The sequence below is a fragment of the Maribacter spongiicola genome (assembly GCF_004364165.1).
GTDB lineage: Bacteria > Bacteroidota > Bacteroidia > Flavobacteriales > Flavobacteriaceae > Maribacter > Maribacter spongiicola.
In genome coordinates this window covers 548,930-561,935 of the sequence record NZ_SOAY01000011.1, presented here as the reverse complement: position 1 = coordinate 561,935, position 13,006 = coordinate 548,930, and the positions used below count along the sequence as shown (strand labels likewise).

Annotated in this window: 15 protein-coding genes; 10 read left to right on the top strand and 5 right to left on the bottom strand. The window is 34.5% G+C overall.

Annotated elements, in window-relative coordinates; all coding sequences use genetic code 11:
* The first annotated feature begins 132 nt into the window (after window positions 1-132).
* The 7 genes from CLV90_RS10650 (at window position 133) to CLV90_RS10620 (ending at window position 6,070) form a co-directional block, all read left to right on the top strand.
* On the top strand, window positions 133-1,083 hold the full coding sequence (locus CLV90_RS10650) for a D-2-hydroxyacid dehydrogenase (RefSeq protein WP_133687466.1): 951 nt from the start codon (window positions 133-135) through the stop codon (window positions 1,081-1,083).
* A 69-nt stretch (window positions 1,084-1,152) separates the two neighbouring features.
* Window positions 1,153-1,785: a DUF937 domain-containing protein gene (locus CLV90_RS10645; RefSeq protein WP_133687465.1), complete on the top strand. Its 633-nt coding sequence runs from the start codon at window positions 1,153-1,155 to the stop codon at window positions 1,783-1,785.
* A gap of 66 nt (window positions 1,786-1,851) precedes the next feature.
* Window positions 1,852-2,316: a DUF6146 family protein gene (locus CLV90_RS10640; RefSeq protein ID WP_243835369.1), complete on the top strand. Its 465-nt coding sequence runs from the start codon at window positions 1,852-1,854 to the stop codon at window positions 2,314-2,316.
* A 30-nt stretch (window positions 2,317-2,346) separates the two neighbouring features.
* Complete coding sequence (locus CLV90_RS10635) at window positions 2,347-2,661, top strand: DUF6787 family protein (protein WP_133687464.1); 315 nt, start codon at window positions 2,347-2,349, stop codon at window positions 2,659-2,661.
* 58 nt (window positions 2,662-2,719) lie between these two features.
* Window positions 2,720-3,025 (top strand): DUF2645 family protein, encoded by a 306-nt coding sequence (locus CLV90_RS19600; protein ID WP_407943379.1) that lies wholly within the window; start codon window positions 2,720-2,722, stop codon window positions 3,023-3,025.
* Between the two features lie 65 nt (window positions 3,026-3,090).
* Complete coding sequence (locus CLV90_RS10625; RefSeq protein WP_133687462.1) at window positions 3,091-5,484, top strand: TonB-dependent receptor; 2,394 nt, start codon at window positions 3,091-3,093, stop codon at window positions 5,482-5,484.
* Window positions 5,485-5,515: 31 nt separating this feature from the next.
* A complete protein-coding gene (locus CLV90_RS10620) occupies window positions 5,516-6,070 on the top strand; it encodes a type 1 periplasmic binding fold superfamily protein (protein ID WP_133687461.1) in 555 nt (184 codons plus the stop codon).
* A 61-nt stretch (window positions 6,071-6,131) separates the two neighbouring features.
* Here the strand turns inward: CLV90_RS10620 and CLV90_RS10615 are convergent, their stop codons facing one another.
* The 4 genes from CLV90_RS10615 to folE form a co-directional block, all read right to left on the bottom strand.
* Complete coding sequence (locus tag CLV90_RS10615; RefSeq protein ID WP_133687460.1) at window positions 6,132-6,617, bottom strand: monoheme cytochrome C; 486 nt, start codon at window positions 6,615-6,617, stop codon at window positions 6,132-6,134.
* Entirely contained in the window at window positions 6,618-7,838 is a 1,221-nt protein-coding gene (locus tag CLV90_RS10610) for a sulfite oxidase (RefSeq protein ID WP_133687459.1), read from the bottom strand.
* Between the two features lie 54 nt (window positions 7,839-7,892).
* The gene (locus CLV90_RS10605; RefSeq protein WP_133687458.1) at window positions 7,893-8,192 is read right to left on the bottom strand and encodes a hypothetical protein; all 300 of its coding nucleotides are present in this window, start codon (window positions 8,190-8,192) and stop codon (window positions 7,893-7,895) included.
* Window positions 8,193-8,275: 83 nt separating this feature from the next.
* Window positions 8,276-8,875 (bottom strand): GTP cyclohydrolase I FolE, encoded by a 600-nt coding sequence (gene folE, locus CLV90_RS10600; protein ID WP_133687457.1) that lies wholly within the window; start codon window positions 8,873-8,875, stop codon window positions 8,276-8,278.
* Window positions 8,876-9,091: 216 nt separating this feature from the next.
* Between folE and CLV90_RS10595 the strand changes: the two genes are divergently transcribed.
* From CLV90_RS10595 to CLV90_RS10585, 3 genes are read left to right on the top strand one after another with little or no spacing between them, the layout of a single operon-like run.
* Complete coding sequence (locus tag CLV90_RS10595) at window positions 9,092-9,772, top strand: ABC transporter ATP-binding protein (RefSeq protein WP_133687456.1); 681 nt, start codon at window positions 9,092-9,094, stop codon at window positions 9,770-9,772.
* Window positions 9,773-9,782: 10 nt separating this feature from the next.
* A complete protein-coding gene (locus CLV90_RS10590) occupies window positions 9,783-10,340 on the top strand; it encodes a CPBP family intramembrane glutamic endopeptidase (RefSeq protein ID WP_133687455.1) in 558 nt (185 codons plus the stop codon).
* Entirely contained in the window at window positions 10,337-11,101 is a 765-nt protein-coding gene (locus CLV90_RS10585; protein ID WP_133687454.1) for a TIGR02757 family protein, read from the top strand. The genes CLV90_RS10590 and CLV90_RS10585 overlap by 4 nt, the downstream gene beginning before the upstream one ends.
* Here CLV90_RS10585 and CLV90_RS10580 read toward each other — a convergent pair.
* Window positions 11,098-12,930, bottom strand: a complete 1,833-nt coding sequence (locus CLV90_RS10580; RefSeq protein WP_133687453.1) for a cytochrome-c peroxidase — start codon at window positions 12,928-12,930, stop codon at window positions 11,098-11,100. The genes CLV90_RS10585 and CLV90_RS10580 overlap by 4 nt on opposite strands.
* Window positions 12,931-13,006 lie beyond the last annotated feature (76 nt).

The following is a 13,006-nucleotide window of genomic DNA, read 5'->3' as shown; positions in this document are numbered from 1 at the left end:
ATTTCAGCCAAATGCCTCTAGGTAATCCCTAGAGGCATTTCTAAAAAATCAACTTAAAATTTCGAGGTTTATCCCTGCATTAAGGGCAAAAAAGACTTGAAATATTAAAATCTCTATTATCAATAAAAACATATGAAGATATTAGCTAATGATGGTATTTCTCAAAACGGTATTGCCGAACTAGAGAAGTCTGGATTTGAAGTTTTAACCACAACTGTCGCACAAGAGCAGTTAGCAAACTATATAAACGAACATAAAATCGATGCCTTATTGGTACGTAGTGCCACCAAGGTAAGAAAAGAGTTAATTGACGCCTGCCCTACCTTAAAATTAATAGGTCGTGGTGGTGTAGGTATGGACAATATTGATGTCGATTATGCTAAAAGTAAAGATATTCATGTCATTAATACCCCAGCGGCATCGTCAGAATCGGTAGCAGAATTAGTATTTGCACATCTTTTCGGTGGTGTTCGTTTTTTATATGACGCAAACAGAAATATGCCTTTAGAAGGTGATAGTAACTTTAAAGGTTTAAAAAAATCATATTCAAAAGGCACCGAACTTAGAGGTAAGACTTTAGGTCTATTTGGTTTCGGTAATATTGGTCAAGCAACGGCCAAGTTAGCCATAGGAGCAGGTATGAAAGTTTTGTATAGCGATCCTGAAGTTGAACAAGCTGAAATTGAACTTTCATTTTTCGATGGTCAAAAAGTAGCTTTTAAACTAAAGAACAGTAGTAAAACTGACTTATTAAAAGAAGCTGACTATATTTCTTTACATATACCAGGGCAAGACGACTATGTTTTAAGTAAGGCAGAATTTGCTCAAATGAAAAAAGGTGTAGGTATCGTAAATGCTGCTAGAGGTGGTGTTTTAGATGAAGTTGCCCTTATTGAAGCATTAGAAAATGGCTCTGTTGCCTTTGCTGGTTTAGATGTTTATGAATCTGAACCAACACCAGAAATTAAAATATTGATGCATTCTAGTATATCGTTAACGCCACATATTGGTGCAGCAACTCTTGAAGCTCAAGAAAGAATCGGACTAGAATTGGCCGACCAAATTATATCGCTATTAAAATAGAGGCTTAAAAGGCAATATTCTTGGCCCTTTTTCGTATTTTACAACATAAACATTAAATTAACTATTATAATGGCAGGATTATTAGATTTATTAAATAGCCCAATGGGTCAACAATTAATTAGCGGAGTTGCAGGTCAAACCAACCAACCAGCAGATAAAACCGCAAATGTACTAAGTATGGCTATGCCACTTATTCTTGGTGCAATGAAAAAAAATGTATCCACCCCAGAGGGTGCTCAAGGTTTAATGAGCGCATTATCTAGTAAACATTCTGGTGGGATCTTAGATAATTTAGGGGGTCTCTTTGGCGGTGGTGTTGACGATAGTGTAATGGAAGATGGTGCTGGCATTTTGGGTCATGTATTCGGTAACAAACAACCTCAAGTAGAAAGTGCTCTAAGTGCTAAATCTGGAATAGATGCGGGATCAGTTGCGCAAATATTAAAAATAGCAGCTCCTATAGTTATGGGAATGATAGGAAAGCAAACGGCACAAAGTAACGTAAGTGATAGTACTGGCATGAATGCTCTTTTAGGTAGCATGTTAGGTGGACAACCACAAGAAAACCAAAGCCTGATTACTTCTTTATTAGATGCAGACGGCGATGGTAGCATACTAGACGACGTTGCCGGTATGGTAATGGGTGGCAACAAAAGTAAAGGAGGTCTTGGAGGTCTTTTAGGAGGTCTTTTCGGTAAGTAAAGTATTAAGATTCTATTTATATAACCCGTTTGCAGAAGCAGCGGGTTTTTTTGTATCTTATATTCTATGAAAAAGAAACATTCTATCTTTCCACATTTATTTATTCTAGCAGCGATTACTTCCTTTTTATTTAGCTGTGGCACCACTAAAGAATCATTATCTATTTCCAGCGATGAAGAACAAGCGTTCAAGCAAGTTCAAGGCGACACTATTACCATTTCTAGTGATGAAACCGAATACGAGATAATAATTATTGAACCTGGCTTTAATACTTGGTTAAGTTCAATTGCTAAGCCTGAGGGTTATTATTCTCAAAATTTTCTTGAAAATAGAAACTACATCATGGTTACAGAATGGAATAACAGAGTAATGCAGCCATCTCGATTTGACCCCAATTTATATGAATTGCGCATAGATTACTCAAATCAAATAGATTACGGGTATGATGTAAATTACAAACTGTATAATTATTTCATCTATTTTCAAAGAAAATATAATCAACGGTTAGGTCCTTTTATACCCCGTATTTAAAAAGTATATTTGTGGCATTCAACACATGTCATGCAAAAATTAAAAGAGCGCTGGGGCATTACCAGCAATTTTCAATTAACCATAATTTTTATAGTATTTGCAATTACAGGATCCTCTTCAGTCTATGTTGCAAAACCTTTTTTAAATTTAATTGGCCTGCAACAAACTAATTTTTCAGATGCATGGTGGGGAACAACTATGTATTGGATTTTACGAATTCTTTTGATTTTCCCTTTTTATCAGATACTATTGGTAATATATGGCTGGTTATTTGGGCAATTCAAATTCTTTTGGGCTTTTGAAAAAAAGATGCTCAAAAGATTAGGACTCGGATTCTTATTCTAAAAATTTTTGTTAGGTTTTCTTTAACATTCAATTCTACTTCTTTTAGTACTTTAGCGATGTGAAGAAGTCAATATTTACATATTTCTCTGTATTTATCTTATTTTGCCTTATGCTAATTAAGGTGACTTCATTTCATGTATACTCCCATGATGACAATTCTGTTGATACCATTGAGAATTGTAGCATTTGCGATATGGCAGTTCAGAGTCAAAATTCTGAATTTACTTTTGTTGCCATTCTCTTATTAATTCTTTTACCATTTATTTTTTTTATCAAAAAGAAACTTACGCCTTTAGTTTTAGAGGCACCTTCATTTTATTTTAGGTATGTCACTTTCGGCAGACCTCCCCCCTTCCAAGACTAGTACACTATCCATCATTAAATCGATTTACTTTTAGAATCGGTACATACTTTCGAAAAACTTATATAATGAAAAATTATTTATATGTTTTCGTAATCTTTTGTAGCTCAATAATTTATGCTCAAGATTGCAATTCAATATTAATAGGTGAAATAGTTGATTTCCATGACAACAGTACGTTGAGTGGCGCAACTATTAATGTCACTGGTAAAAACCTTTCTACGGTTTCTAAAGAAAATGGAAAATTTACTTTTAAAAATCTGTGTGACGGAGTTTTAGAATTGGAAATATCGCATCCAGAATGTACTACCAAGTTTATTACGGTAACCATTAATGGAGATACCTTTTCAGAAATTAGACTTGAACATCATTTAGAAGAGCTAAAAGAAGTAAAAGTAATTGGTGACATACCAAAGAATACCAATTCTGGTCAAGAGAATATTTTATCAGTAAAAGATATAGAGCGTAATAGCGGAAACAGCCTAGGCGATGCTCTAAAGAAAATTGCAGGAGTATCGACATTAAATACTGGTGGTAATATAGTTAAACCCGTAATACAGGGTTTAAATGGAAGTAGAATCTTAATTCTAAACAATAACGTTCGCATGCAAGACATGGAATGGGGCGAAGAGCATGCCCCAAATGTCGATGTCAATGCCAACCAAAATATTAGCGTCATAAAAGGTGCTGCAGCAATTGAATATGGTGGTGATGCTATAGGAGGAGTAATTGTATTAGAGCCTTTACCTGTTGTTAGAACAGATTCCCTTTTTGGTAAAACGCAATTAAATCTATCGTCTAATGGACGCGGTGGTAACCTTACATCTTCGTTGACCAAATCGTACAAATCTGGTTTATATATTAAGGCCCAAGGCTCTTACAAAAAATTAGGCGACTTAGAAGCCCCAGATTATATACTTTCAAATACCGGAATCAACGAAACTGGTTTATCGTTAAATATTGGAAAACGTGATTTTGAACAAGGATGGGAAGGATATTATTCTTATTTCAACTCAGAGATTGGCATATTAAGAGCTTCTCATATTGGTAATGTGGATGATTTGATTAACGCTATTAATAGTGATGTACCAGGTATAATAAATGATTTTACTTATGATATTACCCAACCCCACCAAGAGGTAACACATCATTTAGGAAAACTTAGTTATTACCGAAGATTTGAAGGTTTTGGAAAATGGACAACGCAATATGATTTTCAACAAAATAGAAGATTCGAATATGATATTCGTGTAGGTGATGATTCAGATAAAGCGTCGTTAGACTTAAAATTGACTACACATTCAATTTTAACCAATTTAAAATTTGACGCTAAAGAAGGTTTTGACCTTAAAGTGGGTGCTCTAGGTAGATTTCAATCCAATTTTGCAAACCCTGATACGGGCGTAAGAAGATTGATACCAGATTACGATAAATACGATTTTGGACTTTTCGCTATTGGTAGCTATGAACTTAATAGTGATTGGACTTTAGATGCTGGAGCTCGTTATGACTTTAGCAGAATTGATTCAAAAAAATTCTATAGAACTTCCCGATGGGAAGAACGCGGCTATGATGTAGATTTTGCCGATATAATTATTGAGGACTTAGGCACACAATTACTTGTTAATCCTATTTTTGACTACCATAATTTCTCTGGTACCGCTGGGTTTCATTATGAAATAAACGATAAAGATCATTTACGTTTTAATTATGCTTACTCGCAAAGAGCACCCAATCCTTCAGAGTTATTTAGTGATGGGCTACATCACTCTGCAGCACGTATAGAATTGGGCGATTTAAGAATTAAAAGCGAAACGTCATCTAAACTCTCCGCATCCTTAGAAAGAAATACCAGTACATGGGGCTATAGCTTCGCTCCTTTTCTAAATAGCATTCAAAACTTTATACTTGTTGAGCCAACGGGTGTAGAATTCACCATAAGAGGTGCTTTTCCTTTATGGTCTTATCGCCAGACTGATGCCGTTCTATTAGGTCTTGATGCATCATTATACAACAACTGGTCTTCTAAAATCAGATCCGATCACAAGTTTGCATGGGTAAGAGGTACTGATACAGAAACAGACACGCCACTAATAAATATACCTGCTGCCAATTTTACGAATAGTATTACATACACAAACCCTAAATGGAATAATTTTCTAGTAAGTCTAGAAAGTCAGTTTGTATTCGAACAAACAAGATACCCAGATAATATTGAGGTCTTTTCGCCTGAACAGCAAGAAAATGTGATATTGGATATCAATACACCACCAGATGCTTATCATCTTTTATCACTAAATACCGAAGCATCCTTTACCCTAAAAAACAAAAATGATTTAACTGTAGGTTTAAGTGCGAGCAACCTATTAAATACCAATTATCGTGATTATCTAAATCGCCAACGATATTTTGTAGATGACATGGGCAGAAATATAAGTATGCGTCTAATCTTTAACTATTAATAATTACTAACAAATGAAAACAAGTACAACTATGAAAAGAAACAAAACATTAAAAACAGTTTTAGCATTAAGCTTAATGGCAACAGTTATAACATCATGTTCTAGTGATGATGATACACCAGAAGTAGTAAACGAAGAAGAAATTATCACTACAATGACTGTTACTTTAACTAGTGCTGCTGGTACTGCAACACTTCAATCTCAAGATTTAGATGGTGACGGACCAAATAAACCTGTTATAACGGCAGATAATTTAACTGCAAACACAACCTATACAGGTAGTATTGTATTATTAAACGAAACGGAAACTCCAGCAGAGGATATTACTGAAGAAGTGGCTGAAGAATCTGATGAGCACCAGTTTTTCTTTGGTCTTACAGGGTCTTTGACGGAAGTTACTTATGCTGATAGTGATGGAAACGGTAACCCAGTAGGTATTGAATTTGAATTAACTACTGGCGATGCTGGTTCCGGTGCAATTACCATTACTTTGCGTCATGAGCCTAAAAAACCAAACGACGGTACTACAGCTGATGCTGGTGGAGAAACTGACATAGCGCAGACATTTCCTGTTATTGTAGAATAACACAAAATCTTTTAGAATTTAAAAGCCTTTAGTATTTCACTAAAGGCTTTCTATTTTAAATTTATTCTTCTAATTGATACCACTCAATATCTGTTAAAACTGCTCTCCTACCCACTTTTTTTGGAGGGTAATTAGTTACTAGATAATTGATTATCACAGCTTCATTCTCTCCTAAATCCCACAAGTTTTGGGTTTCTTGCATCCATTTAATTGTCGTTTTCCATCGTTCTGCATTCATTCTATTCTGAATAACAAGTTTTGATGAGTGACAATTGGTACAATTCTGAATAGTCTCGGTCATGCCAGGCGCATCAATAAAACCAGTTCGTGAGTGAATACCGTTTTCAATTTTATCGAAGTCATCTTCAACAGGCATATCTACAATTTCTGTATCTGGTTCGTTAGCCTTAAAAGCTGATAGACTTGGGTCTACCATAAAATATATCAAAGCAATACCAACAATAGCTACAACAACACTTGCTAATAATATTTTTCGATACAGACTTTTAAAATCGCGTTTTAATTTGCCATGATTTTGCTCTTTCATCTATGCAATTTTTACGGCTATTCTATGACAAGCATTATTTAAATATCCTTTTGGGTTCCAACCAGGTAATAGCATTGGCTGACTAACACCATTAGCATCGGTAGCTTTTGCCCAAACCTCATAATACCCTTCTTGCGGAAAAGAAATAGATGCAGAGAAATGTTGCCAAGCTAAACGGTTCGCAGGTTTTTCAATGACACAGGTATTCCATGTAGCACCAAAGTCTATAGAATATTCCATTTTAGAAACTTCTAATTCACCTGCCCATGCGTGCCCTCTTATATTCAGTTTTTTCCCTTTAGATAATGTTGCCCCAGACTTAGGGTATGTTATTAAAGACTTAACTGGCATAGATTCTATGATGCACATATCTTCATCTGCAACTTTTTCACCAGGAGCAACGGGTTTACATGGAACTCTATAAGCCGTACCCGTCATTTTAGTTCCATCATGAACTATATTTCTAATACTGATACGCTGTAACCATTTTCCCGAAACTGAAGCAGGCCAACCACCAGCAATTACCCTTAACGGATACCCATGCGCTAATGGAATATCTTCTCCGTTCATTTTAAAAGCTAAAATAGTTTCATCTTTCAAAGCCTTAGACATAGGTGCACCTCTAGATATTGGTTCTTTTGTTGGGTCTCTACTAAGATGTACATCTGCAGCGTGGTATCCAAAATAAACGGCATCATCCTTAATGCCTACATCTTCAAGAACATCACGCAATCTAATACCTGTCCAGCTAGCACAATAAACAGCACCAATGGTCCATTGGTTCCCCTTAGCAGGTGGATCAAATTCACTTCTACCATTACCACCACATTCAAGTGTTAATTGATAGGTATGATGTTTAAATTTCGATTTAAGCTCTGCAAGGGAATACGTTTTTTCCTGTTGAACAGATTCGCCATCTATGGTAAGAGTCCATTTTTCAACATCAATCTCTTCAGGAATGAGGCCGTTATTACGAATAAAAATAGATTTATTGGGTGTAACCCTATCATCTAATAGATGGGCTTGAGCCTCAATATTCCAGGGTTTATCGTTTAAAACGACCATACCCTTGTCTTTTTTAAATAATTTAAATGGATCTGAATCTTGTAGGGCTACAGGAGTGTAACCAGCTGGCATTACATTTTTATAAACTATATCTACACCTAATAAGGCAGCTAGACCACCTAAACTAGATTTTGCAACAAAATTTCTTCTCTTCAAAACTCAAGTTATTTGAGTTAAAGTTAAGGTATTTAGTAAAATAAAAAGTGAGATTTAGACTTCTATAGTTTGTCCTTTTTTGGCTCCTTTAAAAATATAAGTATATAACCACATCAGTGTAAATGATGGTATAATATCAAACCCTGGTATAATCTCTTCTAAGAAAGTAAATGCACCCGCAGCTTGCCCTACCTTACCTTTATACATTCTGGTCATGAGCCAACCAGCAAGGGGTGCCCAAACTATATCTGAAAATTCACCTACAAAAGGTATAACGAAAGACAGCATACCAATACCGTCAAAAAGCAACCCCATAAAAAGTTGTTTGTATTTTTTATCTTTTAAAATTGACATATCGAAAAATTAGTTATTCTAAATTAAGAATACAACAAAGATGCCACATTTTAAAAATTAATTAATAATACGTACGAGATTTACTATGAAAGTTTTGCACTAATTAATTTCAAGAATTCGTTTCTAGTCTCAATTTTTTCGAACTGACCTCTAAATCCTGATGTGGTAGTTACCGAATTTTGTTTCTGAACACCACGCATCATCATACACATGTGCGAAGCCTCAATTACAACAGCAACACCTTTTGGTTTCAAAGTATTATTGATACACTCTAAAATATCGTGTGTTAGCCTTTCTTGCACTTGTAACCTTCTTGCAAAAACATCGACTACACGAGGTATTTTACTTAAGCCAACAATTTGACCATTAGGTATATATGCAATATGTGCTTTACCAAAAAATGGTAACATATGGTGCTCACATAAAGAATACAATTCAATATCCTTTATAATAACCATATCATCATAATCTTCTTTAAACATTGCCCCTTCTAAAATCTCAACAGGATCTTGTTGATACCCTTGGGTTAAAAATAACATAGCTTTAGCTGCACGTTCTGGGGTTTTAACCAAACCTTCCCTTTTTACATCTTCGCCAATTTCTTCAATAATCGATGAATACCTACTTTTAACTTCATCGGTAATTTCAAGATTGTACTCTTCTAAATTTCTATATGGGGACATAAATTATATTTGTGTTTAACCTAATTAAATTTAAGTTGAACAAATTTAGTATTTTCTTTTATCATCCAACATAAATATTTCATAATTAAATCTTGATTCATTAAATGCTGCATATTAGCAGTAAACGCAACTTAAAGAGAAATACTATTTTAAGCGTGCTCCTTTTTCATTAATTTTGAATTTCAGTATAACAATACACTAAACACAAACTTTAATATGATAAAAGCTTCTAACATTCATAAATATTACGGAGAATTAGAAGTTCTTAAAGGTGTTGATCTTCATATTAAAAAGGGAGAAATCGTTTCAATTGTTGGTGCCTCTGGTGCAGGAAAGACCACATTATTACAAATTCTTGGAACTTTAGATGTTCAATCTAACCGTAAGGATAGTACGCTACTTATCAATAACATTGAAACTACCAATCTGAATGATAAAGATTTAGCGAAATTTAGAAATGAACATATTGGTTTCATCTTTCAATTTCATCAATTGCTTCCAGAATTTACGGCCATTGAAAATGTATGTTTACCGGCATTCATAAAAAAAACGCCTAAAGCAGAAGCAGAAGCTAGAGCAAAAGAGTTATTAGAGTTCTTAGGTCTGTCGCATCGCTATAATCATAAGCCGTCTGAGTTATCTGGCGGAGAACAGCAACGCGTAGCAGTTGCCAGAGCCTTGATCAACAACCCATCAATAATCTTTGCTGATGAACCTAGTGGAAATTTAGATTCTGAAAGTGCCGATAATCTTCATAAGTTATTCTTTGAATTGCGAGAAAAATTCGGACAAACCTTTGTTATCGTTACCCATAACAGCGAACTGGCAGAAATGGCAGACAGAAAACTAACCATGGTAGATGGTAAAATTGTAGATAAAGAAATCATTTTAGCATAAGGGAAAACAGATGCTAGAAGAACTTTTATTATTTGTAAAGAATCCAGTTTATGAACAGGATATTACAACTTCATTCTCAAACAAATTAAGAATTTTTTTTAAATTATTGCTTATAGCATTATGCACAAGTATTGTGCTATTAATAGTTGCCAGTTTAGCTGAAAATCTACTTCAACTTGAGATGGGCAAACATGCAATGGACGATTTGTTCGAGAACTACACCCCTTTACTTATTTTCTTCTTAGCAGTAGTAGTGGCTCCTTTTTTTGAAGAATTACTTTTTAGAGGACCATTAATTCTTTTTAAAGATTCAAAATTTTTCAAATATGCTTTCTATGTATTCACTATCGCTTTTGGCTTCATGCACATTAGTAATTTTGAAATGAGTACGCAAGTATTACTGTTTTCACCATTATTAGTCGCTCCGCAAATTGGTGTTGGTTTTCTATTAGGATATATACGTGTTAAATTCGGACTAGTTTGGTCAATGGCACTGCACGCTTGTTACAATATGGTGCTCATAGTACCCATACTGATAATGCAAATTTTAGATATACCCATTGAATGACAAAAAGTGAATTAAAAGTATTCTTAGAGGAGAAGGTTATTCAGTATAATAATCCTGAATTCTTAGAAACAGATCCTATACAGATTCCACATCTTTTTAACACAAAAGAAGACATTGAAATAAGTGCTTTTTTAACCGCTACCATAGCTTGGGGAAACAGAAAAAGCATTATCAATAATTCGCATAAACTTATAGAAAGAATGGGGCAAAGTCCGTTCGATTTTGTACTAAACCATACCGATGAAAATCTTGAAAATTTAGCTGGCTTCGTTCATAGAACTTTCAATGACATCGATCTCACCTATTTTATTCAGAGTCTTAAAAACATTTACACCAATCATAAGGGTTTAGAGGGAGTTTTTACAAAACATCAAGGCAAGGACAGCTTACAGCCCACAATTTCAGAATTCAAGAAAATATTTTTTGAATTACCGTATGAGCAACGTACCACAAAGCATGTTTCTGACCCATTAAAAGGTTCTGCGGCAAAAAGAATTAACATGTTTTTACGGTGGATGGTAAGAGACGCTTCTACCAATGTAGATTTCGGCATCTGGAAAAATATTAATCCCTCAAAATTATCCTGTCCATTAGACGTACACTCTGGTAATGTAGCCAGAAAACTAGGGCTTTTAAAACGGAAGCAAAACGATGCAAAAGCACTTGCAGAATTGGATAAAAACTTAAGAAAACTGGACCCATTGGATCCAGTTAAATATGATTTTGCCCTATTCGGATTAGGAGTCTTTGAGAAGTTCTAATTTATACTTTCAAATTGCTGATCCGTCAATGTTTTCATAAAAGCTATAATTGCTTTCGATTCTACTTCAGTTAAGTTTAAAGAATCTGGCGGTAAGGTTTGATACGGTACATCTAAGCCCATGCCTAATCCACCACCAACATTATAAAACTCTACCACTTCCTCTAAAGTTTTATACACACCGTTATGCATATATGGTCCAGTTAAATCAACATTACGTACCGTTGACGTTTTAAAGAAATGTTTCTTCTCCTCTACTTCATATGGGTAGTACTGACCCCAGTCATCATCTAAAACAGGATTTTCGAAACTAGCGTTTTTAGGTACTCCAAGATTTTCGAATTCGCTCTCCATATATTTTGGTGGAACGGTACCATTAAAAGCAGGTGGAAAATGACAAGTAGCACACGCAGCCTTACCCATAAAAAGGTTAAATCCCTTAATCTCTTCAGCTGTCATGTTATCTTCAATATTGTTCATGTTTCTATCGAATTTAGAATCGAAAGGTGCTAAACTTCTTATGTAAGTTGCTATAGCATTACGAACATTCATGTCTGTGATTTTTCCATCGTAAAGCGAATCAAATTGAACTTTATACGCTGATTTTGCTTGAATTTTCTCTTCTAATTGTTCTAAATCAATATGAAACTCATTTTGGTTGTTCGTAACACCAACAATTTGATCTTCAAGTCCGTCTGCCCTACCATCATAAAACAAAGAACGTTGGTAAACGGCATAGGTTAAGGTTGGTGAATTGCGTTGCAAATCTTGTCCGTTTATCCCTTTGGCAATTTTATGACCATCAGTAAATGCTTTCTCTTTTACATGGCAAGTGGCACAACTTATAGTACCGGATCCAGATAAATCTTTATCATTGAACAACTGTCTACCTAGTTCAATTCTTTCTTCAGTAATATCTGGCGCTCTTTGGGTAGAAAACATTTTCATATTAAAAAAATTCTTGTCAAATAAACTAGTAACTTTGGGGTCTAGCGCCCGAGATTTACTCAATTCAATATTCCAATCTTGCGCGGTTTTAGCCACTAAGCCCAATTGATTATTAGTGTGCAGTTTTATGAAAGAGTATCGATCAAAATCATCGAAATTCCCATTTTTAAGTACATCAGTGGTAGCAGTAATTTCGTCTTCCCATTGCGTGTACAATTTTTTATTTGCAAAAGCATCTTTGTAGATAGCCAAAACATGTTGTAAAGTTTCGTAATTATAGATGGCTTCATTTAGGGAGTTAGCCAACATAGGGGAATCAAATCCAGTAATACCTTTTGTAGCGATATTTACAATAGCATCGCGAATCATTTTTAAATGATGCCTATCTCTTTGCTTGATGAGAATATGATTTTTACGTACAAATGGAATTCTAATTTTTAAATATTCTAAAACATTTTGTAATTCTTTGTTTGTGAACCCTTCTTCAGCATATAACAACTCTTCTAAAACTTGAAAGCTCTTCGGTTTAAGGATTTTAATGTCTTGATGGTCATCAATTTCAACTTTTAGCAGATTAGGTGCATTCATTGAAATATAATTCTCATAGTCATAAGCAATCAGCATAGGCTCTACTCTTTTATACCATGCTCTACTTTTAAGAAACAGAGTTTTATTCTTTGACAGAGTATTAGAAGTATCTATTTGCTGCATAAAATAAGAAGTACTATCTAATGTAATAAAGTAATGTTCTCGAATAGCATCGTTAAACATTGATGTATCATTAGAGTTAATAGCCAATAATGGCTTGGTTTCTTGATCCTTACATGAAAGAAAAAAACCAAAAAGAGCAACAACTATCCATTTATTATGCAGTATTCTCATGTTATATTTTAAAATTTATAAATAGAAAAAAGGTTCCCAGTTAAGGGAACCTTTGTAATTGGTTAAATTATTTCAC

Coding starts and splice junctions, on each gene's coding strand:
- CLV90_RS10635 (WP_133687464.1), top strand. CDS start 2,347: ATGCAAAAATTAAAAGAGCGCTGGGGCATTACCAGCAATTTTCAATTA.
- CLV90_RS10640 (WP_243835369.1), top strand. CDS start 1,852: ATGAAAAAGAAACATTCTATCTTTCCACATTTATTTATTCTAGCAGCG.
- CLV90_RS10625 (WP_133687462.1), top strand. CDS start 3,091: ATGAAAAATTATTTATATGTTTTCGTAATCTTTTGTAGCTCAATAATT.
- CLV90_RS10645 (WP_133687465.1), top strand. CDS start 1,153: ATGGCAGGATTATTAGATTTATTAAATAGCCCAATGGGTCAACAATTA.
- CLV90_RS10580 (WP_133687453.1), bottom strand. CDS start 12,930: ATGAGAATACTGCATAATAAATGGATAGTTGTTGCTCTTTTTGGTTTT.
- folE (WP_133687457.1), bottom strand. CDS start 8,875: ATGTCCCCATATAGAAATTTAGAAGAGTACAATCTTGAAATTACCGAT.
- CLV90_RS10590 (WP_133687455.1), top strand. CDS start 9,783: ATGCTAGAAGAACTTTTATTATTTGTAAAGAATCCAGTTTATGAACAG.
- CLV90_RS10620 (WP_133687461.1), top strand. CDS start 5,516: ATGAAAAGAAACAAAACATTAAAAACAGTTTTAGCATTAAGCTTAATG.
- CLV90_RS10605 (WP_133687458.1), bottom strand. CDS start 8,192: ATGTCAATTTTAAAAGATAAAAAATACAAACAACTTTTTATGGGGTTG.
- CLV90_RS10585 (WP_133687454.1), top strand. CDS start 10,337: ATGACAAAAAGTGAATTAAAAGTATTCTTAGAGGAGAAGGTTATTCAG.
- CLV90_RS10615 (WP_133687460.1), bottom strand. CDS start 6,617: ATGAAAGAGCAAAATCATGGCAAATTAAAACGCGATTTTAAAAGTCTG.
- CLV90_RS10650 (WP_133687466.1), top strand. CDS start 133: ATGAAGATATTAGCTAATGATGGTATTTCTCAAAACGGTATTGCCGAA.
- CLV90_RS10595 (WP_133687456.1), top strand. CDS start 9,092: ATGATAAAAGCTTCTAACATTCATAAATATTACGGAGAATTAGAAGTT.